The sequence below is a fragment of the Streptomyces sp. GQ60 genome (assembly GCF_059758875.1).
The window spans coordinates 41,537-66,722 of record NZ_JCAXEG010000009.1; the positions used below are offsets into that span (position 1 = coordinate 41,537).

Sequence of the window (25,186 nt, forward strand, 5' to 3'; positions counted from 1 at the left end):
GTGGGCTCACCCTCCGACGGCTGGGGCGGGCTCGCGCGCCGGAAGAGGCCAAACGAGATCAAAAGGCCCGGAGTCGTGTGACCCAGGTCACACGGGAGAGTGAAATAAGCGGGGACCCTCTCCCCGTTTGAACCAGAGTCCCCGCGAACCGGGGAACTGCTCCCCGTTTCGAAAGGGTGAGCGGACCTACTCGTCACCCCGCCAGGAGAGCCGTCCATGAAGAGCCCCGCCACCACCGATCCGGCGGCCCTGCCCGTACCGGGCCCGGAGGCCGACCTCGGCCTCACGGCTCCGGCCGCGGCTCCGGCGGGTGCGTGCGCGGCCGTGGGAGCGGCTGCGGGCAAGGTCAAGGCGGCGGTCAAGGCGGCGGGCAAGCGGGCCCGTACCGGCGCGGACTCCGTCCCGCGTCCGCGCGCCGACGCCGTCCGCAACCGGGAGCGCATCCTGACCGCCGCCCGCGACGTGCTCGTGGAGTTCGGCCCGGCCGCCCCCCTCGACGAGATCGCCCGCCGGGCCGGGGTGGGCAACGCCACGCTCTACCGGCACTTCCCCGACCGCCCGGCCCTGATCCACCACGTCGTGCTCTTCGGCCTGAACCGGGTGACCGGGCTGGCCGTCGACTCGCTCGCCGAAGAGCCGGACGCCTTCGCCGCCCTGTGCCGGTTCACGCACGCGGCGGCCGACGAGCGGATCGGCGCCCTGTGCCCCGTGCTCTCCAGCGAGTTCGACCACGACCACCCCGAACTGGTCGCCTCCCGCGAGGCCTTGGAGGAGGCGGTCGAGGCCCTGCTGGCCGCCGGCCGCGCCTCCGGGCTGCTGCGCACGGACATCGGCCTCGGCGACCTGCTGATCGCGCTGTCGCAGCTCAGCCGCCCCCTCCCGGGCACCGCCTGCTTCGACGCGGACGTCCTCGTCCACCGTCATCTCCAGCTCTTCCTCGACGGTTTGAGCGCCCCCGCCCGCTCCGCACTGCCGGGCTCGGCGACCACGCTGGCGGATCTGAGGCGGCAAACCATGTGATGCCCCGGGTCGCGCCCGTGAGCGCCGCACCACCACAGTCCTGATTCTCCCTTTTCAGTCATCTCGCACCACGAAGTGGGTACCCCCATGTCAAAAACAGCCGCGAATCCGCCGCTGTCCGTTGCCGCCGCCGATCCCAGTCGCTGGAAGGCCCTGGTCTTCATCGCCCTGGCGCAGCTGATGGTCGTCCTCGACGCCACCATCGTGAACATCGCGCTGCCGTCCGCCCAGACCGACCTCGGCATCTCGGACGGCAACCGCCAGTGGGTCATCACCGCGTACGCGCTGGCCTTCGGCGGACTGCTCCTCTTCGGCGGCCGCATCGCCGACAAGTGGGGCCGCAAGAACGCCTTCATAGTCGGCCTCATCGGCTTCGCCCTGGCCTCCGCGCTGGGCGGCGCCGCACAGGGTGAGGCCATGATGCTGGGCGCCCGTGCCCTCCAGGGAGCCTTCGGCGCACTGCTCGCGCCCGCCGCGCTCTCGCTGCTGGCCGTCATGTTCACCGACGCCAAGGAGCGCGCCAAGGCCTTCGGCATCTACGGTGCGATCGCCGGTGGCGGTGGCGCCGTGGGCCTGATCCTCGGCGGCGTCCTCACCGAGTACCTGAACTGGCGCTGGACGTTCTTCGTCAACATCCCGTTCGCGATCATCGCCGCCGTCGGCGCCTGGATGATCATCCGCGAGCCGGCCGGCGGCCGCAACCGCGCACCGCTCGACATCCCCGGCGTCCTGCTGTCCACGACCGGTCTGGTCGCCCTCGTCTACGGCTTCACCCGCGCCGAGTCGGCCGGCTGGTCGGACGGCCTCACCGTGGGCATGTTCATCGCCTCCGTCGTGCTGCTCGGGGCGTTCGTCTTCGTCGAGTCCCGTACGGCCCACCCGCTGCTCCCGCTGCGCGTCCTGCTGGAGCGCAACCGCGGCGGCGTCTACCTCTCGCTGGGCCTCGCCGTCATCTCGATGTTCGGCCTGTTCCTCTTCCTCACCTACTACCTCCAGGTCGTCAAGGGCTTCTCGCCCGTCACGACCGGCTTCGCCTTCCTCCCGATGATCGTGGGCATGATCGCCGGCTCCACGCAGATCGGCGCCCGCCTCATGACGCGGGTCCCCCCGCGCCTGCTGATGGGCCCCGGCTTCATGGTCGCCGCCAGCGGCATGCTGCTGCTGACGCAGCTGGAGGTCGGCTCCTCCTACCCGGCGCTGATCCTGCCGGCGCAGCTGCTGCTGGGCCTCGGCATGGGTACGGCGTTCATGCCCGCCATGTCCCTGGCCACGTACGGGGTGAACCCGGCCGACGCCGGTGTGGCCTCCGCGATGGTCAACACCTCGCAGCAGGTGGGCGGCGCGATCGGCACCGCCCTGCTGAACACGATCGCCGCCTCCGCGACGACCGCGTACCTGGCCGACCACGCCGCCGAGGCCGCGGCGGGCGGCCCGGCCGCGAAGCTGATCCAGGCCCAGGCCATGGTGGAGGGCTACTCCTCCGCGATCTGGTGGGCGGTCGGCATCCTGGTCGCCAGCTCGCTCATCGCCCTGACCCTCATCACCACCGGCAAGCCGGGGGCGGGCGACCCGGTCGCCGAGGGCGCGGACGCCGACATGAAGATCCCGGTGATCGCCCACTGACCCCCTCTTCGCACGAGGGGCCGGGCCCCGCTTCCGGGTACGGGAATGACTGATGACCCCGCATCGTTCAAATTTGAACGATGCGGGGTTAGTCTTTGTGTGGCGGCCCCGCCGCGACGATTCCTGGAGTTCCGATGCCGACGCCCGAAACCATGGCCCCCACCCCCGCCCGGACCCGGATGCCTGCGCTGTACCTGAGCCACGGAGCCCCGCCCCTCGCGGACGACCCGCTCTGGCCCGGCGAACTGGCCGCCTGGTCCGCGGGCCTCCCCCGCCCCCGCGCGATCCTGATGGTCTCCGCCCACTGGGAGGAGGCCCCGCTCGCCCTCGGAGCCACCGAGCCGGTCCCGCTGGTGTACGACTTCTGGGGCTTCCCCGAGCACTACTACCAGGTCCGCTACGACGCCCCGGGCGCCCCCGAGCTGGCCGCGGCGGTCCGCAAACTCCTGAAGGCCCCGGGCACCCCCGTCCAGGACATCCCCGACCGCGGGCTGGATCACGGCGCGTACGTCCCGCTCGTGGAGATGTTCCCCGAGGCCGACATACCGGTGCTCCAGATATCAATGCCGACGCTGGACCCGCGCCGCCTGATGGAGATCGGCCGCAAGCTGGCCCCGCTCCGCGACGAGGGCGTCCTCATCGTCGGCAGCGGCTTCTTCACCCACAACCTGGCCGCCCTGCGCCACACCGGCCCCGGCGTCCCGTCGTGGTCCGCCGAATTCGACGCCTGGGGCCACGAGGCGCTGGCCGCCTCCGACGTCGACGCCCTGCTGGACTTCGAAGCCAAGTCCCCGGCCGGCCGTCTGGCCCACCCGCGCACCGAACACTTCGCCCCCCTCTTCGTCACCCTGGGCGCCGCGGAATCCGACCTCGCCACCGCCACCACCCCGGTCTCGGGCTTCTGGATGGGCCTCTCGAAGCGGTCCCTGCAATTTGGCTGACCACGAGCAGCTCTGGTGCCCCAGCGGCTCGGCGTACGCGCCGGAGTCGGTGGTCCTCGCCGTCCGCGCGGGCCCGGACGGGCCCCCGGCCTACCTCCCCGAACCCCGCCCGGCGGCAGAGGCCCTGGCCGGACTCCCACCCGGCGTGGAACCGCGCCGCCTGCTGCGCCTGGCCTCGCACTGCGTCCCGCACTGCCTCAACCGCGCGGGCGACACCTGCACCCTGGCCGCCCGCCTGACGGTCACCTCGCAGTCCGGATCCCCCCTCCCGGCCTGTCACCTCCGCCCGCGCTGCACGTGGTGGACCCAGTCGGGTCCTCGAGCCTGCCGCGCCTGCCCCCAGGTCTCCACCCGCCCTGGTTAGGGGACGCGGGGTGGCCCGGTGATGTCCTCGCCGATGGTGAACCCCTTGGCGGGCCCGCTCGGGATGGTGGCCGTGGCGCCGTAGCCCGCCCGGACCTCGTCGCCGTAGATGGCTTGGTCGGGATCGGGGGCGGTCAGCACGGTCACGATGCCGTGCTCGTCGTGGTCGTCGATGAGGACGTAGACGGGAATGCCCGCCCGCGCGTATTCGCGCCGCTTGCGGGTGCGGTCGCGCGAAATGCCGTCGCTGCCGGGGGAGACGACTTCTGCGATCAATTGGACGGCGGAGGCCTTGATGCCGATCCCGTCCTCGCTGCCGTGCTCTTCGGCGTCCTCGGGCGCCACCAGGACATCGGGGATCCAGGCCTTCCGCGCTTGAATGACGTTGGTGTCCTGGAAGGCCGCGAACTCGCTCCGGTCCAGGAACTTGTCCAAGGCGCGGCGAAGCCGGTTGGCGATCTGGCTGTGCGACAAGCGATCCGTGGGTGACACCTCGATGAACCCCTCGACGATCTCGGCGTGGTAGCCCTCGGGGAGTTCCATGGCCTTCCATGCGTGCCACAGGACGTCGTCAAGGTCCGACGGGGGAGTCGCGACCTTCGGCATTACGGCCTCCAGCGTCTCGTGGGCGAGAGCGGTCATGTGCAGCACCTCCTCTGAGTGTGGGCGTCGCAGGCCGGACGGCACAAGCGACTCTCCGATGCTCGGGGAGCGCCCCGGTCATGCCGGAGGAATATGCCGCAGCTTCACTCGGACGGGTAGGCCACCGCCGGCCGAGGCAACCAGAAGCCGGTGACGGCCGTCTCTTGGGGTAGGAGCGCAGTGGGTGGCGGTACCGCGGCGGGGCGAATGCGGCCCTGTCAAGTGTGACGGTGGTCTCACGTCGCCCCGCCCGCACGGGTGCGCCGGCCCTCTGGGGGCGGCCGTAATTCCCGCCCTGACCTGCGGATCTTCGAGTCCGGCGGCATCACCCCTCCCCTCGAACCGAGGGATGGCGGGGCAGGATACTGCAAGATCTCGAAAAACAGGGAGCGACGTGGGAATTCTGTCCCGATTCCAGTCGTTGTTTCCTTCGGAAGCGGTCACTCGGGAGAGTGTCCGGGCCGCCGAACCACCGCAGCCGAACCACCGCACCACAGCGACCGAACTCATCGCAAGGGAGCACGCATGGCAACCCGCGCCGTCGCCCGTCGTCAGTCCACGAGCAGCGCTCGTGCCGGGAGCGGGGAGATCGCAGACCGCGACCTGGTCGGCATGTACTTGGATGAGATCGCGCGTACCCCGCTGCTCGACGCCGCCAAGGAAGTGGAGCTCTCGCAGATCATCGAGGCGGGCGTGTACGCCCAGCAGATCCTCGACGGCGCGATAGAGCGCAAGGGCAAGAAGCCCTCCCGGGAGGAGCTCGAATTCCTGGCCGCCGAGGGCGAGCGTGCCAAGGAAGTCTTCATCCGGTCCAACCTCCGCCTGGTCGTCGCCGTGGCCCGCCGCTACCCGCGCAGCGGGCTGCCGCTCCTCGACCTCATCCAGGAGGGCAATGCCGGCCTGGTCCGCGCGGTGGAGAAGTTCGACTACGCCAAGGGCTTCAAGTTCTCCACGTACGCCACGTGGTGGATCCGCCAGGCGATCACCCGCTCCATCGCCGACCAGTCCCGCACCATCCGCCTGCCCGTCCACCTGGTGGAGGAGCTCGGCCGGATCCGCCGGGTCCAGCGCGAGTTCAACCGCGAGAACGGCCGGGACCCGGAGCACGCGGAGATCGCCGCCGAGCTGGACACGACGGAGAAGCGCGTCGGCGACGTCCTGGACTGGGCGCGCGACCCGGTCAGCCTCAACATGGGTGTGGACGAGGACGGCGACACGCAGTTCGGCGACCTGCTGGAAGACACCTCGGCGATTTCCCCGGAGCAGTCCGTCCTCTCCCTGCTGCGCAGCGAGGAGCTGGAGGACCTGCTGGGCAAGCTGGACCAGCGAACCGCGTCGATCATCAAGATGCGTTACGGCATCGACGACGGTCGAGAGCGTACGCTGACCGAAGTGGGCAAGCAGCACGGCCTGACCCGCGAGCGGATCCGCCAGATCGAGAAGCACGCGCTGCTCGAACTGAAGAAGATGGCCCGCGACACCGGCTTCGACGCGGTGGCCTGACCGGCCCCAGACGAAGCCCCGCATACGAGCCCCCGGCGCCTATCCCCCCCAGGCGCCGGGGGCTCCCCTTCGCCCGATCCACCCCCGCCCCGCCCCTCCGACGGCCCCGCCCCATCCCAGCCCCTCCGGCGTTTGAGGAGCGGGGTCTGGGGCGGAGCCCCAGGGAACGGCGGAAGGGTGGGCAGGGGACCAGCCCCGCAGGGCAGCGCCTCCGCTACGCCCCCGCCGCCTCCGCGAGCCGCGCACCCAGCGCCCGCGCGGCCTCCACCAGAACCTCCGGCCCGTGCACGGTGAACCGCACCCCCGCCAGCGCCAGCCGCGCCACCAGCCACTCCGGCGAGTCCGCCGACTCGAACCGCACCCGCACGCCAGCGCCATCCCCGGCGCCATCCCCGGAATCCCCGGCCCCCTCCCCGGCCAGGGGAACCGCGAACTCCCGCACCCACTCCGGCAGCCCCGCCGCCTCCGCGAAGGTGACGTCGACCCGGTACGTGGACGACGCGGACTCCCCGCCCCGCAACCCCCGCCGCACGAAGTCCACCGCGTCCATCGGCAGCTCCCGCGCCACGAACCTCGACCCCGTCGCGTACGGCTCGCTCATCCGGTCCACCCTGAAGGTCCGCCAGTCCCCGCGCTCCATGTCGTAGGCCACGAGGTACCACCGGCTCCCGGTGCTGACCAGCCGGTACGGCTCCACCAGCCGCCGTGAGGCGACCCCGTCCCGCGCCCGGTACGCGAACCGCAGCCGTTCCGGACCCGCCACCGCCGAGGCGATCGCCGTCAGCGTCCGCGGATCCACGCTCGCCCCGTCGCCCCGGGTCACCGCGACCGTCGCCGACTGCAGCGCCCCCACCCGCCGCCGCAGCCGCCCCGGCAGGACCTGTTCCAGCTTCGCGAGGGCCCGTACGGAGGCCTCCTCCACGCCCTCGATGGCATGCCCGGCTCCCGCCCGCAGCCCCACCGCGATCGCGACGGCCTCCTCGTCGTCCAGGACGAGCGGCGGCATCGCGGCGCCCGCCACGAGCCGGTAGCCGCCCTCCGCACCCAGCGTGGCCTCCACCGGATACCCCAGCTCCCGCAACCGGTCGATGTCGCGCCGGATCGTGCGGGCGCTCACCCGCAGCCGCTCGGCCAGCTCGCTCCCCGGCCACTCGCGCGGGGTCTGGAGCAGGGAGAGCAGGGAGAGGAGGCGGGCCGGGGTGTCGGTCATGGTTCAAAGGTGCCAGTCAAATAGGACACCAACTGACCTACATGCCGTCTAGGTTTCTCTTCATGAGCACCGAGACGACCCAGTCATCGCCCGAAGGAAAGAACGGGCCCGTACAAGAAGAGCGGAACGACCTTCCCGCAAAGACCATCTCGACCAGCAAGACCGGCGGCGCCGTAGCGATCGGCGATCCCCTCGGCGCAGGAGCAGGAGCAGGAGCAGGCGCAAGCGCAGGCGCCGACGCAGACGCGAACAGCGAGCCCCAGGCCCCCGCCGACCGCCGCCGCTGGATCGCTCTCGCCATCGTGATGACCGCCGCCTTCATGGACCTGGTCGACGTCACGATCGTCAACATCGCGATACCCCGGATGCGCGAGGACCTCGGCGCCTCCACCAGCGCCATCCAGTGGATCACCGCCGGCTACGCCCTCGCGTTCGCCGCCGGCCTGATCACCGGCGGCCGTCTCGGTGACATCTACGGCCGCAAGCGCCTCTTCCTCCTCGGCATATCCGGCTTCACCGCGGCCTCGCTGCTCTGCGGGCTGGCCCCCAACCCCGACGTGCTCGTCGCCGCCCGCATCCTCCAGGGCGGCATGGCGGCCATGATGGTCCCGCAGGTGCTCGCGATCATCCACGTCACCTTCCCGCCGCACGAGCGCGGCAAGGTCTTCGGCCTGTTCGGCGCGATCATCGGCCTCGGCGCCGTCTCGGGCCCGATGCTCGGCGCACTGCTCACCGAGTGGAACATCCTCGGTCTCGAATGGCGCCCGATCTTCCTGATCAACCTGCCCGTCGGCATCGCCGGCGTGATCCTGGGCCGCAAGTTCATCTCGGAGTCCAAGGCCCCCAAGGCGCTGCGCCTGGACCTGGTGGGCGTCGTGCTCGCCACCCTCGCCCTGGTCATGCTGATCTTCCCGCTCACCCACGGCCGCGAGAACGACTGGCCCGTGTGGGGCTTCGTCTGCATGATCGCCTCGCCGCTGGTCTTCGGCGCCTTCATCGCCTACGAGAAGCACAAGATCCGCAAGGACGGCTCCCCGCTCGTGGAGCTCTCCCTCTTCAAGGTCAAGAGCTTCGCGGGCGGCATCGCCGTCCAGCTGACCTTCGGCCTCGCGACCGGCATCTTCTTCCTGGTCTGGACGCTCTACATGCAGATGGGCCTCGGCTGGAGCGCCCTGAAGGCGGGCTCCACCGGCATCCCGTTCTCGATCGCCGTCTCGGCCGCCGCGGGCGTGTCCGTACAGAAGCTCGTACCGCGCTTCGGCCGCAAGGTGCTCCAGGCCGGCGCACTGGTCATGGCCGCGGGCGTACTGCTCTACATCTGGGAGTCGGACCGCTACGGCATGGCCATCACCTCCTGGCAGATGGCCGCCCCGCTGATCGTCATGGGCGCCGGCATGGGCCTGATCATCGCGCCGCTGACCGACACCGTGCTCTCCGAAGTGCCGCGCGAGCACGCCGGCTCGGCGTCCGGGCTGATCAACACCACCGGCCAGATGGGCAACGCACTGGGCCTCGGCCTGACCTCCGTCGTCTACTTCGGCTTCATCGAGGACGACCGGGTCTTCGGGCCGCCCTACGTCGACGCGTTCCACAACGCCATGTGGTGGGTCGTGGCCGTCCTGGTCGTGATCTTCTCCGTGATGTTCATGCTGCCGCGCAAGGCGGTCCCCGTGGCCGAGCGCGAGGGCGGCACGGAGTACGCCGGCTAGAACGGCCGGTGCCGCGCACCCGCGACGCACCTCATTGACGACGGGCATGTCCGCTTCTGTTGGCGGGCATGCCCGTTTGTTTTGTTTTCGGACGCAAGCGGGCGTACGATCCAAGAGAACCCACAGAGTCGGGCATCGAACGGATCTGAAACCACATGTACGCACCGGAGCGCCAGCAGGAGATCCTCCGCCTCGCCCGCGAGGCGGGCCGGGTCGACGTCCTGTCCCTGGCCGACCAGTTCCAGGTCACGGCCGAGACCGTGCGCCGTGACCTCAAGGCCCTGGACCGGGCCGGGCTCGTACGCCGGGTGCACGGCGGTGCCATACCGGCCGGCCGCCTCGACTTCGAGCCGGACCTCACCGAGCGCGAGGCCACCGCAGCAGACGAGAAGGGCCGCATCGCGGCCGCCGCCCTCGCCGAACTCCCCGACGGCGGCAGCGTCATCCTCGACGCGGGCAGCACGGTGGCCCGCCTCGCGGCCGGCATCCCGGTGGACACGGCGCTGACCGTGGTCACGCACGCGCTGCCCGTCGCGGCCCGGCTCGCCGACCACACCGGCATCGACCTCCACCTCGTCGGAGGCCGCGTCCGCCACCGCACCCGGGCCGCAGTGGACGCGTGGGCGCTGCGCGCGTATTCCGAGATCCGCGCCGACGTCGCCTTCGTCGCCACCAACGGCTTCACGGCGGACGGCGGTCTGACCACCCCCGACCTCGCCGAGGCGGCCGTCAAGAGGGCCGTGCTGTCCGCCGCCCGCCGCGTCGTCCTTCTCGCGGACTCCGCGAAGGCGGGCCAGGAGCACTTCGCCCGCTTCGGCTCCTTCTCGGACGTCGACCTCCTCATCACGGACCTGGGGCTGGACCCCGCTCAGAAGGCGGCGATCGAGGCCGCCGGTACGGAAGTTGTGCTCGTATGATCCTCACCGTCACCCCCAATCCCTCCCTCGACCGGACCTACGAGGTCCCCTCGCTGGACCGCGGCGAGGTGCTCCGCGCGAGCGGCGACCGGGTCGACCCCGGGGGCAAGGGCGTGAACGTCTCCCGCGCGGTGGCCGCCGCGGGCGTCCGTACGACGGCGGTCCTGCCGCTCGGCGGCACGCCGGGCGCGATGATCGCCGAACTCCTCGGCGCCCAGGGCGTGGACGTCACGGCGGTGTCCATCGCCGGCCAGACCCGCTCCAACATCTCCCTCGCCGAACCGGACGGCACCCTCACCAAGATCAACGCCACCGGCCCGGCCCTGACCGCGGCGGAATCGGCGCTCCTCCTGGAAACGGTCCGCACGTGCTCGGGCGGCGCCGCCTGGATCGCCTGCTGCGGCAGCCTCCCGCGCGGCCTGAGCCCCGAGTGGTACGCCGACATCGTGACCCGGGCCCACGCGGCGGGCACCCGCATCGCCCTGGACACCTCCGGCCCGGCGCTGCTCGCGGCGCTGTCGGCCCGCCCCGACGTGATCAAGCCGAACGCCTCGGAGCTCGCGGCGGCGGTCGGGCGGCCCCTGGCCACCCTCGGCGACGTGCTCAAGGCCGCGGAGGAGCTGCGCTCGCTGGGCGCGGGCGCGGTCCTCGCCTCCCTCGGCGCGGACGGCCAGCTCCTGGTCTCCGAGGAGGGCTCCTACTACGGCACGGCGGCCGTCTCCTCGGTCCGCAGCAACGTCGGCGCGGGCGACGCCTCCCTCGCCGGCTTCCTGATCGCGGGGGGTACGGGGCCTGCGGCCCTGGCCTCCGCCCTGGCCCACGGCGCGGCCGCGGTCCAGCTTCCCGGCAGCGCCATGCCGGCCCCCTCGGACCTGCGGCCCGACGCGGTCCGTGTCACCCAGGACCTGCCCCTGGACCTCCCTCTGTCCGAAATGAGCGACGAGCGATGAGCGAGATGACGCAGTGCCCCCTGCGGGCCGAACTGGTCGACCTCGACCTGTCCGCCGAGTCCAAGGAGGGGGCGGCACGTGCCCTCGCCGAACGGATGGTCGCGCTGGGCCGGGTCACCGACCTGGACGGCTTCCTGGCCGACGTGGCGGCGCGCGAGGCCCAGATGCCCACCGGCTTGGAGGGCGGCATAGGCATCCCCCACTGCCGGTCGGCCCACGTGACGGCCCCCACCCTGGCCTTCGGCCGCTCGGCCTCCGGCGTGGACTTCGGCGCCCCGGACGGCCCGGCGGACCTGATCTTCCTGATCGCGGCCCCCGCCGGCGCGGACGACGCCCACCTGACGATCCTCTCCACCCTGGCCCGCAGCCTGATGCGCCCCGACTTCGTGGCCGCCCTCCGCGCGGCCACGACTCCGGAGGAGGTCGCCGCCCTGGTCGGCCCAACCCCGCCGGCCGCCAACCCGTCCGCTCCGGCCGCTGACCCGGCCCCTCCGGCGTTTGAGGAGCGGGGGTCCGGGGGCGGAGCCCCCGAAGGGGTCCGGGGCGAAGCCCCGGTTTCGGGAGGGGGCGGGGTGGGAGAAAGCCCCGCAGGGCAGCCCTTCCGCATCGTGGCCGTCACCTCCTGCCCCACGGGCATCGCCCACACCTACATGGCCGCCGAGGCACTCACCCAGGCCGCACAAGCGGAGGGCATCGAGCTCACGGTGGAAACCCAGGGCTCGGCCGGCTTCACGAAGCTGACCCCCGAAGCCATCGCCGCCGCCGACGCGGTCGTCTTCGCCCACGACGTCCCGGTCAGGGACAGGGCCCGCTTCACCGGCAAGCCCACCGTCGACGTAGGCGTCAAGGCGGGCATCAACCGCCCGGCGGAACTCCTCCGGGAGGCCCGCGCCAAGGCGGAACGCGGCGAGACCTCCACCAGCGCCCCGACGCCGGTCGAAGGGGCCGGGGAAGAACAGGACGGCTACGGCGCCAAGCTCCGCACGTGGCTGATGTCCGGCGTCAGCTACATGGTCCCGTTCGTCGCCGCCGGCGGCCTCCTCATCGCCCTCGCCTTCGCCATCGGCGGGTACGAGATCAACACCGCCCCCTCGGTCGCCGAGCACTTCGTCTGGACCGAGGCCGCGAGCTGGGCCGCGCTGCTCTTCCAGACCGGCGGGCTCGCCTTCGGCTTCCTGGTCCCCGTCCTCGCCGGCTACATCGCCTACGGGATGGCCGACCGGCCCGGTCTCGTACCCGGCTTCGTCGGCGGCGCCGTGGCCCTCACCATCAACGCCGGTTTCCTCGGCGGCCTGATCGCCGGCCTCATCGCGGGCGGCACCGTCCTCGCCGTCCAGCAGCTGAAGATCCCCACCGCCCTGCGCGGGATCATGCCGGTGGTCGTCCTGCCGCTCATCGGCTCCGCCGTCACCGCGTTCCTGATGTTCCTGGTCGTCGGCAAGCCCGTCGCCTCGCTCCAGCAGGCCCTCACCGACTGGCTGTCGGGCCTCTCCGGCGCCAACGCCGTCATCCTCGGCGTCGTGCTCGGCCTGATGATGTGCTTCGACCTCGGCGGCCCGCTCAACAAGGTGGCCTACGCCTTCGCCATCGGCGGCCTCGCCACCCCCAACGAGGGCAGCCTCAAGGTCATGGCCGCCGTGATGGCCGCCGGCATGGTGCCGCCGCTGGCGATGGCGCTGGCCACCACGGTCCGCGGCCGGCTCTTCTCCAAGACCGAGCGGGAGAACGGCAAGGCCGCCTGGTTCCTCGGCGCCTCCTTCATCAGCGAGGGCGCCATCCCGTTCGCCGCGGCCGACCCGCTGCGCGTGATCCCGGCCTCCATGGTGGGCGGCGCGGTCACCGGAGCGCTCTCGATGGCCTTCGAGTGCACCCTGCGGGCCCCGCACGGCGGCATTTTCGTGATCCCGCTGATCGGCAACCCGCTGCTCTACCTGATCGCCATCGCCGCCGGTACGGTCACCAGCGCCGGCCTGGTCATCCTCCTCAAGGGGATGCGCAAGCAGGAGGAGACCCCGCGGCCGCAGGCCGGGGCCGCCGAAGCGGCGCCCCTGCCGGACCCGGCGAAGGTCACCGCCGCCGCCTGACCTCCGCCCTCGTACCCGTACCCGTCACCTCACCCGCGCGCGGAGCTCCATGGCTCCGCGCGCGGCCGTTTCGGTCTCGTAGACCTCGCACATGTGCCGCCCGTCCGGCGTCACCGTGTGCTCGACCTCCCACAGGCTGACCTCGCTCCCGTCCAGGAGGACGAAGGAGTGCTCGTACAGGCTGAAGCCGGCGTCCCGCCCGTCGGCCAGGCACTGCCGGGTGCCGAACACCTGGGTGATCTGGTGCGCGTAAGCCGACCGCAGCAGCAGGGCCACCCGCTCGCCCGGCCGGTCCGGGTTCTCCGCACGGCGCAGCACCCGGCGGGCGTGGTCCGCGGACTCCTCCGCCGCGTACTCGCGGTGCCGCTGGGCCGGGGTCGGATGGGTGAACAGCGCGCTCAGCACGGCGATGTCGCTCTCCGGCTCCTCCTCCACCATCACCTCCACGAGGTCACGCGCGACCTGCGAGGGGACCTCGCCGAAGAGCCGGGCGGCCGCGAGGCAGGTCTCCGCCTTGCTCGCGAAGACCTCGTACCGTACCGACAGGTCGGGATCCTGGCGGTGCGCCAGCTCCCACAGGACCACGGAGTCGCCGTCGGACAGCAGGTAGGCGTGCCGGTGTATCTCCCGCCACGGTCCCGCCGACGGGCTGCGGCGGGTGGTGTGGAGCGAGGACCTGTGGGCGAGCGCCGTGGTGAGCCGCTCGATCAACTCGTCCGGCAGGTCGAAGGAGTTGAGGGCGCGGCCCAGGAGTCGCTCGAGGTGCGCCTCGGTTGTCTCGTGCGGATCGCTCAAGGTGGGTCTCCAGGCCGTCGCAGCTCGTCACTTCGCGGAAGCTCAACGTAACCCCTGGGTCTGACATCACGTCCGGGGTTCGGTAAAACGTCCGGGAAGCGCCAGGGGTTCCAGCCACCCCTTCAGGTCAACCTCCATGTCAATGAGCATGGTTGGGCCTGATAGCGGGCACAAGGGGGGGAGCATGACCGTATGGCAACAAATACCGTGGGCGTCCCCCGCCAGCAGGGCCGGCCCCACAATCGCAACGACGAAGAACCGATCGCGGCTCCCCGCGCGCTGGCCTGGCTCCTGCTGCTCACCGGAGCCGCCGGGGTGCTGGCCGCCTGGGTCATCACCCTGGACAAGTTCCTGCTGCTGGAGAACCCGGACTTCAAGCCCGCGTGCAGTCTCAACCCGGTGGTCTCCTGCGGCAGCGTCATGAAGAGCGAGCAGGCGGCGGCCTTCGGATTCCCCAACCCGATGCTGGGGCTGGTCGCTTACGGGGCGGTCGTGTGCGTCGGCGCCGGCCTGCTGGCCGGGGCCCGCCACCGCGGCTGGTTCTGGCTGGGACTCAACGCCGGAATGCTCTTCGGCGTCGGATTCTGCTCCTGGCTCATGGTCCAGTCGCTCTACGAGATCAACGCGCTCTGCCTGTGGTGCTGCCTGACCTGGCTGGCCACCCTGCTGATGTTCTGGGCGGTCACCGCGCACACCGTCCGGACGGGGATCCTCCCCGCGCCCGCACCGGTGCGGAACTTCTTCGCCGACTTCGGCTGGGCCCCGCCCGTCCTGCACACGGGCGTGATCGGGATGTTGATCCTCACCCGATGGTGGGATTTCTGGACCTCCTGAGGAGGCCGGACGACATGCGAGGGCCCCGGCAGCTGGAAGCTGCCGGGGCCCTCGTCACTTCACACCGCGTCTTCGAACGCATCGCTCCACGGGCGCCGTGTATGTGGACCACGGGGTCCCGGACCGTAGATCGGGAGCGGAGATCAGCTGCCGGCGGAGGCGTTGCCCGAGAGGATCGGGATGTTGCTGAGGATGTGCGAGAGCGGCTCGTCGCCCTTGGCCTGGGTGGAGTTCTCGGTGCACTGCTGGTTCTGCGGGTTGGACAGGACGTTGATGTCCTGGACGCCGACGTTGACCAGGGCGACCAGGGACTGGGCGTTGATCTTGGCCGGCAGACCGATGCAGGGCTTGTTCAGGGTGCCCTGGACGACGCCGAGCTGCGGGCTCATGTCACCGTGGGTCTTCTGGTTGCCGTAGGCCTGCACGGCACCGTTCCCGTTGACGGTGTTGATCCCGTTGTCGTTGCCGATCGCCATGGCGGGGGCGGCAGCAGCAGCGCCCGCGCCGACGGCGGCGGCGGTGACCGCGGCAGCAGTCATGATCTTCTTGAGCATCTTGATCCTTTTGTCGCACGAGTGCCCGCTAGTGGAGCGCCCTGATCAACTGCTCTTCCGGAGGGTTGGTTCCGCTGCTTCACTCAAACGGCCTGCGGGGCGGCAGGTTTTCCCCGGGTGGGGTGAGCCGCCCCCGGACGTGTGCGCGAAGCCCGTACGCACCCCGCAGAGGGGTGCGGGGGCGCGTGCTCCTGTTGCGCTCCGTAGAACCCGTTCGCACGGTGGGTAAGGAGGCGGATCGCTCGGGTCCGCTTCTGAGCGACGACCACCAGAAGGAACATCCATGTACCGCACCAAGGCCTCCCGCATCCGCGTCCTCGTCCCGTCGGCCCTGGCGGTCGTCATACTCACGGGCGCGGCAGCCCCCGCGGCCGCCGCGGACGGTGCGGGTGCCGCCGAGAAGCGAGTGGCGGCCGCCCAGGAGGAGATCAACGAGAGGGTGGCGGCGGCGGGTCCCGTCGAAGACGCCCTCGCCGCGGTCTCCAAGATCCTGGCGGACCTGACCAAGAGCCTGGGCACCCTGCTCCCGGGGATCAAGATCCCCGAGATCAAACTGCCCGCGCTCCCCTCCCTGCCGCAGATCCCCGCGCTTCCCGCGATCCCGGGGATCCCCGACCTGCCGGTCCCGGCGCTTCCGGAGATCCCGGACCTCCCGGTCCCCGACCTCCCGATCCCCGAGGTCCCCGCTGTCCCGGCGCTCCCGGTCTCCGATCCCGCGGCCCCGCCTGCGGGCGCGGCGCCCGCCGTGCCGGCGGTACCCGGGGTACCCGGGGTGCCGACGGCACCCGGGACGCCTACGGGCGTCGTCCCGGAGAACCCGTCGTTCGCCGAGTTCCTCCCCTAGGGACCCGGATCCGTACGCGGACCCGCACGCGGTTACGACTAATAGGCTGAACAGGTCTGATCGCGTGCGGAACCGTGTCGTCTGGGAAGGTGGACCGTTTCGCTCGATGTGAGCCTCGGAATCGGGGCAGAACATCGAAGAGAAGGTGCACTTCCCATGAACACTGCCAAGAAGGCCGCCCTGGTCCTGGCCACCGCTGGTCTCGCCGCGGCCGGTGCCGCCGGCTCCGCAATGGCCGACTCGAAGGCCGAGGGTGCGGCCGTGGGTTCCCCCGGTGTCCTCTCGGGCAACCTGGCGCAGGTCCCGGTCCACATTCCGGTCAACGTCTGCGGCAACTCCGTGAACGTGATCGGCGCGCTGAACCCGGCGTTCGGCAACGTCTGCGTCAACGACTGACGTTCGGCGCATCAACTGACTGTGGGCGCCACCGGCATCGCCGGTGGCGCCCACAGTCGTGTCGGCAGCAGAACGGGACGGCCCCGTCAGTGCTTGGGGCCCCCGCCGTTGAGCTTCACTCCGCCGAGCAGCGGCGAGGCCTGGGTGGCCCCGTTGGCGAGGTGCATCACCTCGGCCGGAGCATTGTTGCGGACCTTGTTGACCTCCTGGACGGTGGTCACGACCTTCTCGACGCTCTCGCCCTGCTCGGCCAGTCCGTTGCCCACGGTCTGCGGCAGCGCCGCCGATACGGGGTTCACCGAGTCGGTGACCGCCGTCAGCCCGCTCGTCAGGCTCATGGGGACGGCCGGCGCCTCGGTGGCGGCGAAGGCGGGGGAGGTGGCGCCGAGGGCGGCGACGGAGCCGACGACGACTGCGGCGACCTTCGAGAGCTTCATTGTCAAAATCCTTTTCCAGTGGTGACCAGTGGTGACCGGTGGCGACCGTCGCGCCACTTTCGACGTGGTTAACGATTCCCCGGCGCAGCGGAAACGCGGAACCGAACACGGCGACGGCCGGAGAATCCGACAAGGGACTCTCCGGCCGACATTTCTTCTGATTACCGGTATTGCCGTCAGGCCGCGGAACGCGACCTGCGGTACAGAATGGCGCCGCCCAGGATCAGGGCCGAGGCCAGGGCCGCCGCGGCGCCGGGCTGTCCGGCACCGGTCGCGGCCAGTTCCCGTACGGGGGCCGCGGGGACCGACGCGACGGGAACGGCTTCGGGGGCCGGCGCGGGCGCGGGAACCGGGCCCGGAACGGGTGCCGGGGCGGGCGCCGGTGCCGGGGGAAGCTGGACGGGCAGGTCACCGGCGGGGCCCGCCGGGGGCTGGTCGGCCGGAGGCACTACCGGGGCCGGGTGCTCCACGACCTGGCTGCCGCGCGGAGGCATCGGCGCGGGAGCCTGCTCGACCGGAGCGTGTGCGGGAGGTGCGGGCGCCGGAGCGGGAAGCGTGTGCGGAGCCTCCTCCTCTACGGGCGCGGGGGCCGGCGCCGGAAGCGGCTTCGGGGCCTCCTCCACCGGTGCCGGTACGGGCTCCGGCTGCGGCGCGGGGGCCTGCTCCACGGGTGCGGGCTCCGGAGCGGGCGCCGGGTGCTCCGCCTCGGGCGCGGGGAGCGGCTTCGGCGCGGGGGGCGCGTGATGCGGTTCCGGCGCCGGCGGCTGCTCGGCGTGCGGCTTCGGCTCGTGCTGCGGCCGCGGCTCGGGCTTCTCCGGGGCGGGGTGGTCGTCGCACTCCTCCTCGCCGGAGTCTCCGTGGCCGCCCTGCTGCTCGGGTCCGCGGTCTCCGTAGCCGCCCTGCTCGTGCCGGTCCTCGTGCTCCTCGTGCCGGTCCTGCCGGGGCTCCTGGTCCACGTAGCGGCGGACCTGCTCCGCCTGCTGCGGGCTCAGGTAGTGCTCGTAGTCGGACCCGGAGTCGGAGCCGGTCGTGGTGGCGCAGTTGTTGCCCATGGCGGGGTTGAGGCCCGCTCCGGCGTCCACCGTGTTGCCGCACACGTTCGGCGTGAAGGTGATCGGTACCGAGACGCTGTTGCCGGCCAGCACGCCCGGCGAATGCGAGGCCTCGGCCATCGCCCCGGGCTGCGCGTAGGCCGCGCCGGTCGCGATCGACAGCAGACTCGACGCGGCGGCCGCGGTGAGCACCCCCTTGCCCAGTACCTGTCGGCTCAGTACCTGTCGCATGGGTCCTTCCCTGTCTACCGGCTCAGCGGCCGGTGCTGAATCGAAGGTGGCCTCGGAGTGCACCGCCGTGCACTCCGAGGCCACCCCGAGGAGGTCTGCCCTTACGGGCACAGGCGCTTCGTCAGGCGTTGACGCAGGTGTTGCCGAACGCGGGGTTCAGCAGCGCGATCACGTTGACGGTGTTGCCGCAGACGTTGACCGGCACGTGGACCGGGACCTGGAGCAGGTTGCCGGACAGGACACCCGGGGAGTGCGCGGCCGCACCCTCGGCACCCGCGTCGGCCATGGCGGGGGAGGCGGCACCGGCTGCCATGAGAACGCCGGCGGCCAGCACCACTGCCTTCTTGTACGTCATTTGTTTTCGTTTCCTTCCCGCAGAGGTCTATCCGCTGCAGAAATAACAACGAGTGGATCCGGGAAAAGAAACCGGGGATTTTTGTGTACCTCCGGCCAATTCACTCAGATGCTCGTGCGTCCTGAATTGGGGCCGGATTTTTCCGAGCCTTTATTCGGGTCCCGACATGCGGCGGGGCCGCCGCGACCCGAAGGTGCGACGGCCCCACTGGCGCGGTGCTGTGTCAGCTGGCGCGGCGCTGTCAGCTGCCGGCGGAGCCGTTGCCGGACAGGACCGGGATGTTGCTGAGGATGTGCGAGAGAGCCTCGTCGCCCTTGGCCTGGGTCGAGTTCTCGGTGCACTGCTGGTTCTGCGGGCTGGACAGGACGGGGATGTCCTGGACGCCGACGTTGACCAGGGCCAGGACGGACTGGACGTTGGCCTTGGCGGGCAGGGCGATGCAGGGCTTGTTGAACGAGCCCTGGATGAGCGCCATCTGCGGGCTCATGTTGCCGTACGTGGCCTGGTTGCCGTAGATCTGCGAGGCCCCGTTGCCGTTCACGGTGTTGATGCCGTGGTCGTTGCCGATGGCCATGGCCTGCGGGGCCATGGCGGCACCCAGACCGACGAACGAGGCGGCAACCGCTGCGCCGGCCGCAAACTTCTTGATCATGATGGTCCCTTTTTTGCAGGATTGCCCGGTACTCAAGCACTGGGATCAACGGCGCAACCGCGGTTCGGGTTGCGTGTCTTCACTCGGATGCCGACGTTTCGGGCGGCACGGTTGACGTCAGGCGTTGACGCAGGCGTTGCCGAACGCGGGGTTCAGCAGGGCGATCACGTTCACGGTGTTGCCGCAGGCGTTCACCGGCACGTGGACCGGAACCTGGAGCAGGTTGCCGCTCAGGACGCCGGGGGACTCGCCGGTGAAGCCGTTCGCCGTCGCGCCGTCGCCGCCGTGCGCGGAGGCGAGGCCCGCGCCGCCCACCAGCAGCGCGGTGCTCGCGACCGCCAGGGTGGTGCCGCGCACCAGCCTCTTCTTCATCTCCGTTTTCCTTTCGGTTCGAACAATGGTGCAACTCATAACGACCCGCCCGTCTTCAGGGTGCGTGTTATCGCCCAAAAGGCCGTATGAGCGAGTCCGGCGTGATTTCCCTCCTGACTTCTGACAAAGTTCACTCCTGTTTTGTCCCCTTGATCGAAAATGGAGACAGGGTCATGGGTTCCTCCCGCAGAATCCTCGGCACGCTCGGTCTGCTGTCCTGCCTCACGCTTTCGGTGAACGTCCCCGCCGCCGGTGCGGCTGCCGGTGCCGTCGCCCCGCCGGGCGCGCGGGCTCCGCTGGTCAAGGAGGCGCCCCGGGTTCCGTTCACCCAGCGCTACCAGGCCGTGCAGCACGGCGGGCTGGTCCGCGCCTCCAACTCGTCCATCGGCTGCCGCACGGTGGAGGCCGAACAGGCCGAGCCGTGCGCCGCGGTCAACAAGGGCGCGGCCGGGACCAACGGCGACTACGAGATGTTCTACGACGAGGTCGACAAGGACCCGGACACCTACAACTCCACCCGGGCCGAGCTCAAGGTCCCGGCGGGCGCGAAGGTCTCGTACGCCCGGCTGTACTGGGGCGGGAACCTGCGGGTCGGCGAGCAGAAGCCGCCGGAGGACAACGGCCGCGTGCTCGTCGCCGAGCCCGGCGGCGCGTACAAGGAAGTGCTGGCCGACACGGTGATCGGGCACCGCAGCGACGCGGCCGGCGATGCCTACCAGGCCTCCGCCGACGTGACCCCGCTGGTACGCAAGGGCGGCGCCGGGATGTGGACGGTGGCCCAGCTGAACATCGCCATGGGGCACTCGGACATGGGCGCCTGGGGCGGCTGGACGCTGGTGGTGGCCTACGAGCACCCGCAGGAGCCGGTGCGCAGGGTCGCGATCTGGGACGGCTTCGAAGGGCTGGCCGCGGGGGCCGGCGACGGGACCGTGGACCTCACCGGTCTGGACGCGGCGCCGGGCGCGCGGGGGCGGGTCGGGGTCGTCGCGTACGACGGGGACCGCGGGACGCTCGGGGATTCACTCACGGTGACAGCCGACAGCGGTCGCCGGGTCAGTCTCAGTGATGGAGAAAATCCTTTTAATGATGTTATGAATTCCACGATCACGGAATTCGGACATCACTCGTTCGTGCGACAGCCCGAACATATGAATAACCTCGGATATGACGCGGACGTGTTCGATCTGAGCCCCGCCCTGTCCGGTGGCGCCCGCAGCCTGACCTTCGGGTTCACGGGCGAAAACCAGGGTCATTTTCTCGGTGTGCTCTTCGTTCAGACAGACGCGCGCCGCTGAACGCAGGAGACCACTCCACGTGCCGACGCAACCTTCTCCTCCCTCTCCCTCTCCTTCTTCGTCCCCTTCCCGGCCTCCCGTCGTCCTCCACCTCGTCCAGCCGGTCGAGGGCGGGGTCGCCCGGGTCGTCGTCGACCTCGTACGCGCCCAGTCCGCGGCCGGCCTGCGGACCTTCGTGGGCTGCCCGCGCGGCGGACAGCTCGCGGACGCCGCCCGCGAGGCCGGGGCCGAGGTGCTCACCTGGCGTGCCGGGCGGGCCCCCGGACCGGGCCTGGCCGCCGAAGTGCTCGGCGCGCGCCGCCTGATCGGGCGGGTCCGGCCCGACATCCTGCACGCGCACAGCGCCAAGGCCGGACTGGCCGGGCGGCTCGCCGTGCGCGGGGCCGTCCCGACCGTCTTCCAGCCGCACGCCTGGTCCTTCGACGCCGTGGGCGGCGCCACCGCCGCCCTCGCGCTCCGCTGGGAGCGCTTCGGGGCCCGTTGGGCCGACCGGGTGCTCTGTGTCAGCGAGGCCGAGCGGCGGACCGGCGAGTCCGAGGGGATCGCCGCCCGCTGGGCGGTGATCCGCAACGGCGTCGACCTCCGCCACTTCCGCCCCGGCGGCCCGGACCCGGTCCAGGACAAGGCCCGGGCGCGCGCCGAACTGCCGCTCCCCGCCGCCTTCCAGGGCGACGGGCCGCTCGCCGTCTGCGTCGGCCGGATCTGCCAGCAGAAGGGACAGGACGTCCTGCTGCGGGCCTGGCCGGAGCTGCTCGGAGCCGTTCCCGGGGCCCGTCTCGTGCTGGTCGGCGACGGCCCCGACGTGGAACGGCTGCGCCGCGGGGCCCCGCCCTCGGTCCACTTCGCGGGGGCCGCCTTCGACATCCGGCCGTGGCTTCGGGCCGCCGATCTCGTTGTACTGCCGTCGCGGTGGGAAGGCATGGCGCTCGCCCCGCTCGAAGCCATGGCCTGTGGCCGCCCGGTCCTGGTCTCCGACGTCAGCGGTGCCCGGGAGAGCCTCCCGCCCGGCCAGGGACGGCTGTGCCTGGTGGAACCGGAGGACCCGACGGCGCTGGCCAAGGCCCTGGGCGGGCTGCTCGCCGAGCCGCGGCTGCTCGCCGAACTCGGGGAGCAGGCCGAGCGGCACGCGCGGATGGAATTCGACGTGCGGCGCACCACGGACGCGGTCACCGGTCTGTATCACGAACTGCTGGGCAGGCCCCGGCCCTTGAACCAGGAGCGCATCAGCCGATGACGATGGACAGCGCGCCCGCCCGGCACACCGGGCCGGGCGGTACGGGGCCCGCCGGCGGCATCACCGGTACCAGCGGCACGACCGCGACCACGAGCACCACCGGCGGATCCGGCGCGACGAGTACGGCCACCAGCACGGCCTCCGGCGCCGGCGTCTCCGCCGTCCGCCGCTCCGTGACCGCCATCCACCCCCCGCGCGGCCCCAAGGCCGACCGCGCCCGGGCCACCGTACGGCCGCGGCGGGTGCGCCGCCGGGACGGGATCGCTCCGCTGCTGGCCGTCGACGCGTTCGCCGCCGCGGCGACGGTCGCGGCGCTGCCCGGAGCGGAGCTGCCCCTCGGGGCGGCCGGGCTGCTCGCACCGGCCCTGGCCGCGCTGCACGCGCAGGCCGGGCTCTACCGGCCGCGGCTCGCCCCGTCCGCGCTGCTCGAACTGCCCGCGCTCGCCGGGCGGGCCGCCGCCCTGTGGTGCGGGGCCGCGGCCGTGCTGGCCGCCATCGCCCCGGGCGACGCCCTGGGCTGGAGCGCGCTGCTCGGCGCCGTCTGCGTCCAGGTCGTCCTGGCGTGCGCGGGGCGCGGATTCGTCAACCAGCTCCGCCGCCGCACCCGTGCCCGCCGCCCCGCCTCCGCCCTGGTCGTCGGCCCCGGCGCCGGGGCGAGCGCGGTCGCCGCCGCCCTGCACGGGCGCCCCGAGTACGGACTGCGTCCCGTCGGGCTCGCGGACACCGGGCCCGCCGAGGAGGGGGCGACGGGAGTTCCCGTACTGGCCACCCACGAGGACATCCGGCGGGCCGTCATCCAGAACTCCGTCCGGCACGCCGTCTTCACCCGCCCGCCCGAGGCCGACGAACGCACCGCCTCCCTGGTCCGGCTCTTCCACGACCACGGCTGCCGGCTCTGGCTCGCCGACCCGGCGGGCACCGCCAAGGTCACCGGGATGCGCGTCGCGCAGCCCGCCGACCAGCTCTGGGGGTACGCCGTCCAGCCGCTGCTGCCCCGTCCGGCCCGGCCGGTGGAGCGGTACGTCAAGCGCGTCATCGACTCCTCGCTCGCCGCGATCGCACTGCTCGCCGCCGCGCCCGTGATGGGCGCCTGCGCGCTGGCCGTACGGGTCTCGGACGGGCCCGGGGTGATCTTCCGGCAGGAGCGGGTCGGCCTGTACGGACGCCCCTTCACCCTGCTGAAGTTCCGCACCCTGCGCGCCGACGCGCACGAGTCCGCCACCCGCTGGACGGTGGCCGGCGACTGCCGGATGAGCCCGATCGGCTCCTTCCTGCGCAAGTCCTCGCTGGACGAGCTGCCGCAGCTGTGGAACGTCGTCCGGGGTGACATGAGCCTGGTCGGTCCGCGCCCCGAACGGCCCTTCTTCGTAGCCAAGTTCAGCAGCGTGCACCCCGGGTACGAGGCCCGGCACCGGATGCCGGTCGGCATCACCGGCCTCGCTCAGATCAACGGGCTGCGCGGAGACACCTCCATCGAGGACCGGGCCCGCTTCGACAACCACTACATCGACACCTGGTCGCTGTGGCAGGACCTGTGGATCCTGGCCCGCACCGCGGCCTCCTTCTTCCGCTTCCGGCTGGGGGGCAGCTAAAGCATGAGCCTTGCCGCACCGACGTCACCGAGGTCATGGTCCTGCCCGGACCCCGCCGATCTGCTGCGCCGGCACTGGCCGCTGCTGCCGCTCGCCGCGACCGTACTGGCCCTGCTGGTCCCCGTGCCGGCGGGTGACGCCACCGCCTCGGGGAAGGTCGGTCCGGCCGACGCCGCCTCGCTGCTGCTCGTGTTCGTCTGCGGGATCCAGGCCCTTCGGGGGCGGGTCCGGCCGCTGAGCCCGCTGGGCGTGTTCGTCCTCGGCCTGCCGGCCGTCGGGCTCGCCGTCTCGACGGTGACCGCGGGGGACCCGTACGCGGCCCTGCCCGGGTTCGTGCGCTACCTCCAGGTGTTCGTGCTGGTGCCGGCGGCGATCGTGCTGCTGGTGCGCGGCGCCTCGGAGTTCCGCCTGGCCGCGGGGTGCTTCGTGGTGCTGGCGCTGGTCCAGGGGGCGGTGGGCGTGGTGCAGTTCGCCACCCACACCGGGGCCTCGTACCAGGGCGAGGACATCCGCGCCGTGGGCACCTTCGGACCCGGGGACGTCATGGGCATGGCCACGGTCGTGGCCTACGGCCTGGTCGTCGCGACGGCCGGCGCGCTCGCGCCGGGGCTGCCGGCCCGGGCCCGGCGGGCCTCGGGCGCGGCGGCGCTGGTCCTGGTCCTCCCGCTGGTGCTGTCCTTCAGCCGGGGCGCGTGGATCGCGACCTTCGCCGCGGCCGGGCTGGTGATGGCCCTGGCCGGGATCCGGCGGGCGCTGAAGGTGCTGCTCGCGCTGGCCGCCGCCGGGGTGGTGCTCGTGGGCGGGTTCGGCGTCGGCTCCGCCATGGTCGCGGAGCGGCTGACCTCGATCACACAGGTGTCCGACGCCCCCGACCAGTCGGTGACCGACCGGTACACGATGTGGGCCGCGGCCGGGTCGATGTGGCGCGAGCGGCCGGCGGTGGGAGTGGGGCTGAAGGGCTTCCCGGCCAACCGGGACTCGCACTCCGGGCTGGCGCTGTCCTCCGGCAGCGACACCGCGGGCGCGGGACAGGGGTACATCCGCCAGCCGCTGCTGTCCCCGCACAACATGTACCTGCTGGTGCTGAGCGAGCAGGGGCTGATCGGGCTGATCGCCCTGGCGGGCGGCTGGCTGGCCCTGCTGGTGGCGGGCCTGCGGAGGTGCCTGTCCGGCCCCTCCGCGGTGCGGGACTGCGGACTGGTCGCGATCGGCCTGCTCGTGTGGCAGCTCACCGACTTCCTCTACGCGGACATCGGGGGCCCGTCGACCGTCCTGACCGGAGTGATCATCGGCCTGGCGGCCTGGTGGGCGCTCCCCTCCGGGGGCGGGACGGGCGAGCTCGCATCCGGCCGTCGTGCGGGTGCCGCCGACGGTCGTGCGGGTCGGCGGGGCCGGGTCGTTGCGGCGGCCGCCGGGCGCGGGCCGGCTCCGGCTGCCGTGGCCGTGGCCCCTGAGGGTGCGGCCGGCCGGTGACGGACACGACGCCCTGGCGGCGGCCCGCAGCCGCGGCGACCGAGGTCGCCGCGGCTGCGGGCCGTCCACCGAACCTGTCCGTACCCCCCGCGGCCCCCGCCGCGTCCT

At 72.0% G+C, this 25,186-nt stretch carries 25 protein-coding genes; 16 read left to right on the forward strand and 9 right to left on the reverse strand.

All coding sequences use genetic code 11. The annotated features are described in order from the left end of the window. The first annotated feature begins 216 nt into the window (after positions 1-216). The 4 genes from AC6CKD_RS22720 to AC6CKD_RS22735 all read left to right on the forward strand — a co-directional run bounded on the left by AC6CKD_RS22720 (position 217) and on the right by AC6CKD_RS22735 (position 3,948). Entirely contained in the window at positions 217-1,020 is an 804-nt protein-coding gene (locus AC6CKD_RS22720; RefSeq protein WP_498329423.1) for a TetR/AcrR family transcriptional regulator, read from the forward strand. An 87-nt stretch (positions 1,021-1,107) separates the two neighbouring features. Continuing rightward, entirely contained in the window at positions 1,108-2,643 is a 1,536-nt protein-coding gene (locus tag AC6CKD_RS22725; protein WP_498329425.1) for an MFS transporter, read from the forward strand. A gap of 134 nt (positions 2,644-2,777) precedes the next feature. Beyond that, positions 2,778-3,584: a dioxygenase family protein gene (locus AC6CKD_RS22730; protein WP_498329426.1), complete on the forward strand. Its 807-nt coding sequence runs from the start codon at positions 2,778-2,780 to the stop codon at positions 3,582-3,584. Beyond that, complete coding sequence (locus AC6CKD_RS22735; RefSeq protein ID WP_498329428.1) at positions 3,577-3,948, forward strand: hypothetical protein; 372 nt, start codon at positions 3,577-3,579, stop codon at positions 3,946-3,948. The genes AC6CKD_RS22730 and AC6CKD_RS22735 overlap by 8 nt, the downstream gene beginning before the upstream one ends. Here AC6CKD_RS22735 and AC6CKD_RS22740 read toward each other — a convergent pair. Beyond that, positions 3,945-4,589 carry a Uma2 family endonuclease gene (locus tag AC6CKD_RS22740; RefSeq protein WP_498329430.1) on the reverse strand — a complete coding sequence of 215 codons (645 nt, stop codon included), beginning with the start codon at positions 4,587-4,589 and terminating at the stop codon, positions 3,945-3,947. The two genes, AC6CKD_RS22735 and AC6CKD_RS22740, sit on opposite strands and share 4 nt — an antisense overlap. 525 nt (positions 4,590-5,114) lie before the next feature. Here AC6CKD_RS22740 and AC6CKD_RS22745 point away from each other — a divergent pair. Next, a complete protein-coding gene (locus tag AC6CKD_RS22745) occupies positions 5,115-6,092 on the forward strand; it encodes a sigma-70 family RNA polymerase sigma factor (protein WP_498329432.1) in 978 nt (325 codons plus the stop codon). 214 nt (positions 6,093-6,306) lie between these two features. Here AC6CKD_RS22745 and AC6CKD_RS22750 read toward each other — a convergent pair whose 3' ends face one another. Then, complete coding sequence (locus tag AC6CKD_RS22750; protein ID WP_498329433.1) at positions 6,307-7,302, reverse strand: helix-turn-helix transcriptional regulator; 996 nt, start codon at positions 7,300-7,302, stop codon at positions 6,307-6,309. 62 nt (positions 7,303-7,364) lie between these two features. Here AC6CKD_RS22750 and AC6CKD_RS22755 point away from each other — a divergent pair, with 62 nt between their 5' ends. The 4 genes from AC6CKD_RS22755 to AC6CKD_RS22770 all read left to right on the forward strand — a co-directional run bounded on the left by AC6CKD_RS22755 (position 7,365) and on the right by AC6CKD_RS22770 (position 12,962). Then, on the forward strand, positions 7,365-9,011 hold the full coding sequence (locus AC6CKD_RS22755) for an MFS transporter (protein ID WP_498329434.1): 1,647 nt from the start codon (positions 7,365-7,367) through the stop codon (positions 9,009-9,011). A 155-nt stretch (positions 9,012-9,166) separates the two neighbouring features. Further along, a complete protein-coding gene (locus AC6CKD_RS22760) occupies positions 9,167-9,928 on the forward strand; it encodes a DeoR/GlpR family DNA-binding transcription regulator (protein WP_498329435.1) in 762 nt (253 codons plus the stop codon). Further along, on the forward strand, positions 9,925-10,878 hold the full coding sequence (gene pfkB, locus AC6CKD_RS22765; protein WP_498329437.1) for a 1-phosphofructokinase: 954 nt from the start codon (positions 9,925-9,927) through the stop codon (positions 10,876-10,878). The genes AC6CKD_RS22760 and pfkB overlap by 4 nt, the downstream gene beginning before the upstream one ends. Then, a complete protein-coding gene (locus tag AC6CKD_RS22770) occupies positions 10,875-12,962 on the forward strand; it encodes a PTS fructose transporter subunit IIABC (protein WP_498329438.1) in 2,088 nt (695 codons plus the stop codon). Before pfkB ends, AC6CKD_RS22770 begins: the two co-directional genes overlap by 4 nt. A gap of 24 nt (positions 12,963-12,986) precedes the next feature. Here AC6CKD_RS22770 and AC6CKD_RS22775 read toward each other — a convergent pair whose 3' ends face one another. Continuing rightward, entirely contained in the window at positions 12,987-13,757 is a 771-nt protein-coding gene (locus AC6CKD_RS22775) for a DUF6227 family protein (protein ID WP_498329439.1), read from the reverse strand. 192 nt (positions 13,758-13,949) lie between these two features. On the opposite strand from AC6CKD_RS22775, the gene AC6CKD_RS22780 reads away from it, so the two are divergent. Further along, the gene (locus AC6CKD_RS22780; protein WP_498329440.1) at positions 13,950-14,591 is read left to right on the forward strand and encodes a vitamin K epoxide reductase family protein; all 642 of its coding nucleotides are present in this window, start codon (positions 13,950-13,952) and stop codon (positions 14,589-14,591) included. A 143-nt stretch (positions 14,592-14,734) separates the two neighbouring features. On the opposite strand, the gene AC6CKD_RS22785 is transcribed toward AC6CKD_RS22780, so the two are convergent. Further along, entirely contained in the window at positions 14,735-15,145 is a 411-nt protein-coding gene (locus tag AC6CKD_RS22785) for a rodlin (protein ID WP_498329443.1), read from the reverse strand. Positions 15,146-15,428: 283 nt separating this feature from the next. Between AC6CKD_RS22785 and AC6CKD_RS22790 the strand changes: the two genes are divergently transcribed. Then, positions 15,429-15,989 carry a hypothetical protein gene (locus AC6CKD_RS22790; RefSeq protein WP_498329445.1) on the forward strand — a complete coding sequence of 187 codons (561 nt, stop codon included), beginning with the start codon at positions 15,429-15,431 and terminating at the stop codon, positions 15,987-15,989. Positions 15,990-16,145: 156 nt separating this feature from the next. Further along, entirely contained in the window at positions 16,146-16,385 is a 240-nt protein-coding gene (locus AC6CKD_RS22795; RefSeq protein ID WP_385374205.1) for a chaplin, read from the forward strand. An 86-nt stretch (positions 16,386-16,471) separates the two neighbouring features. On the opposite strand, the gene AC6CKD_RS22800 is transcribed toward AC6CKD_RS22795, so the two are convergent. From AC6CKD_RS22800 to AC6CKD_RS22820, 5 genes are all read right to left on the reverse strand, one after another. Next, positions 16,472-16,822 (reverse strand): hypothetical protein, encoded by a 351-nt coding sequence (locus AC6CKD_RS22800; RefSeq protein WP_498329447.1) that lies wholly within the window; start codon positions 16,820-16,822, stop codon positions 16,472-16,474. 176 nt (positions 16,823-16,998) lie between these two features. Then, positions 16,999-18,105 carry a chaplin gene (locus AC6CKD_RS22805; protein WP_498329449.1) on the reverse strand — a complete coding sequence of 369 codons (1,107 nt, stop codon included), beginning with the start codon at positions 18,103-18,105 and terminating at the stop codon, positions 16,999-17,001. Between the two features lie 121 nt (positions 18,106-18,226). Then, entirely contained in the window at positions 18,227-18,460 is a 234-nt protein-coding gene (locus AC6CKD_RS22810) for a chaplin (RefSeq protein ID WP_498329451.1), read from the reverse strand. Between the two features lie 241 nt (positions 18,461-18,701). After that, a complete protein-coding gene (locus tag AC6CKD_RS22815) occupies positions 18,702-19,112 on the reverse strand; it encodes a rodlin (protein ID WP_383956745.1) in 411 nt (136 codons plus the stop codon). A 117-nt stretch (positions 19,113-19,229) separates the two neighbouring features. Further along, a complete protein-coding gene (locus AC6CKD_RS22820) occupies positions 19,230-19,484 on the reverse strand; it encodes a chaplin (protein ID WP_498329453.1) in 255 nt (84 codons plus the stop codon). 101 nt (positions 19,485-19,585) lie between these two features. On the opposite strand from AC6CKD_RS22820, the gene AC6CKD_RS22825 reads away from it, so the two are divergent. The 4 genes from AC6CKD_RS22825 to AC6CKD_RS22840 are packed head-to-tail and all read left to right on the forward strand — an operon-like array spanning position 19,586 to position 25,078. Next, positions 19,586-20,779 carry a DUF3344 domain-containing protein gene (locus AC6CKD_RS22825; protein WP_498329710.1) on the forward strand — a complete coding sequence of 398 codons (1,194 nt, stop codon included), beginning with the start codon at positions 19,586-19,588 and terminating at the stop codon, positions 20,777-20,779. Between the two features lie 19 nt (positions 20,780-20,798). Beyond that, positions 20,799-22,013: a glycosyltransferase gene (locus tag AC6CKD_RS22830; protein WP_498329455.1), complete on the forward strand. Its 1,215-nt coding sequence runs from the start codon at positions 20,799-20,801 to the stop codon at positions 22,011-22,013. Further along, positions 22,010-23,605 (forward strand): exopolysaccharide biosynthesis polyprenyl glycosylphosphotransferase, encoded by a 1,596-nt coding sequence (locus AC6CKD_RS22835; RefSeq protein ID WP_498329457.1) that lies wholly within the window; start codon positions 22,010-22,012, stop codon positions 23,603-23,605. Before AC6CKD_RS22830 ends, AC6CKD_RS22835 begins: the two co-directional genes overlap by 4 nt. Positions 23,606-23,608: 3 nt before the next feature. Then, complete coding sequence (locus AC6CKD_RS22840; RefSeq protein WP_498329458.1) at positions 23,609-25,078, forward strand: O-antigen ligase family protein; 1,470 nt, start codon at positions 23,609-23,611, stop codon at positions 25,076-25,078. The last annotated feature ends 108 nt before the right edge of the window (positions 25,079-25,186 follow it).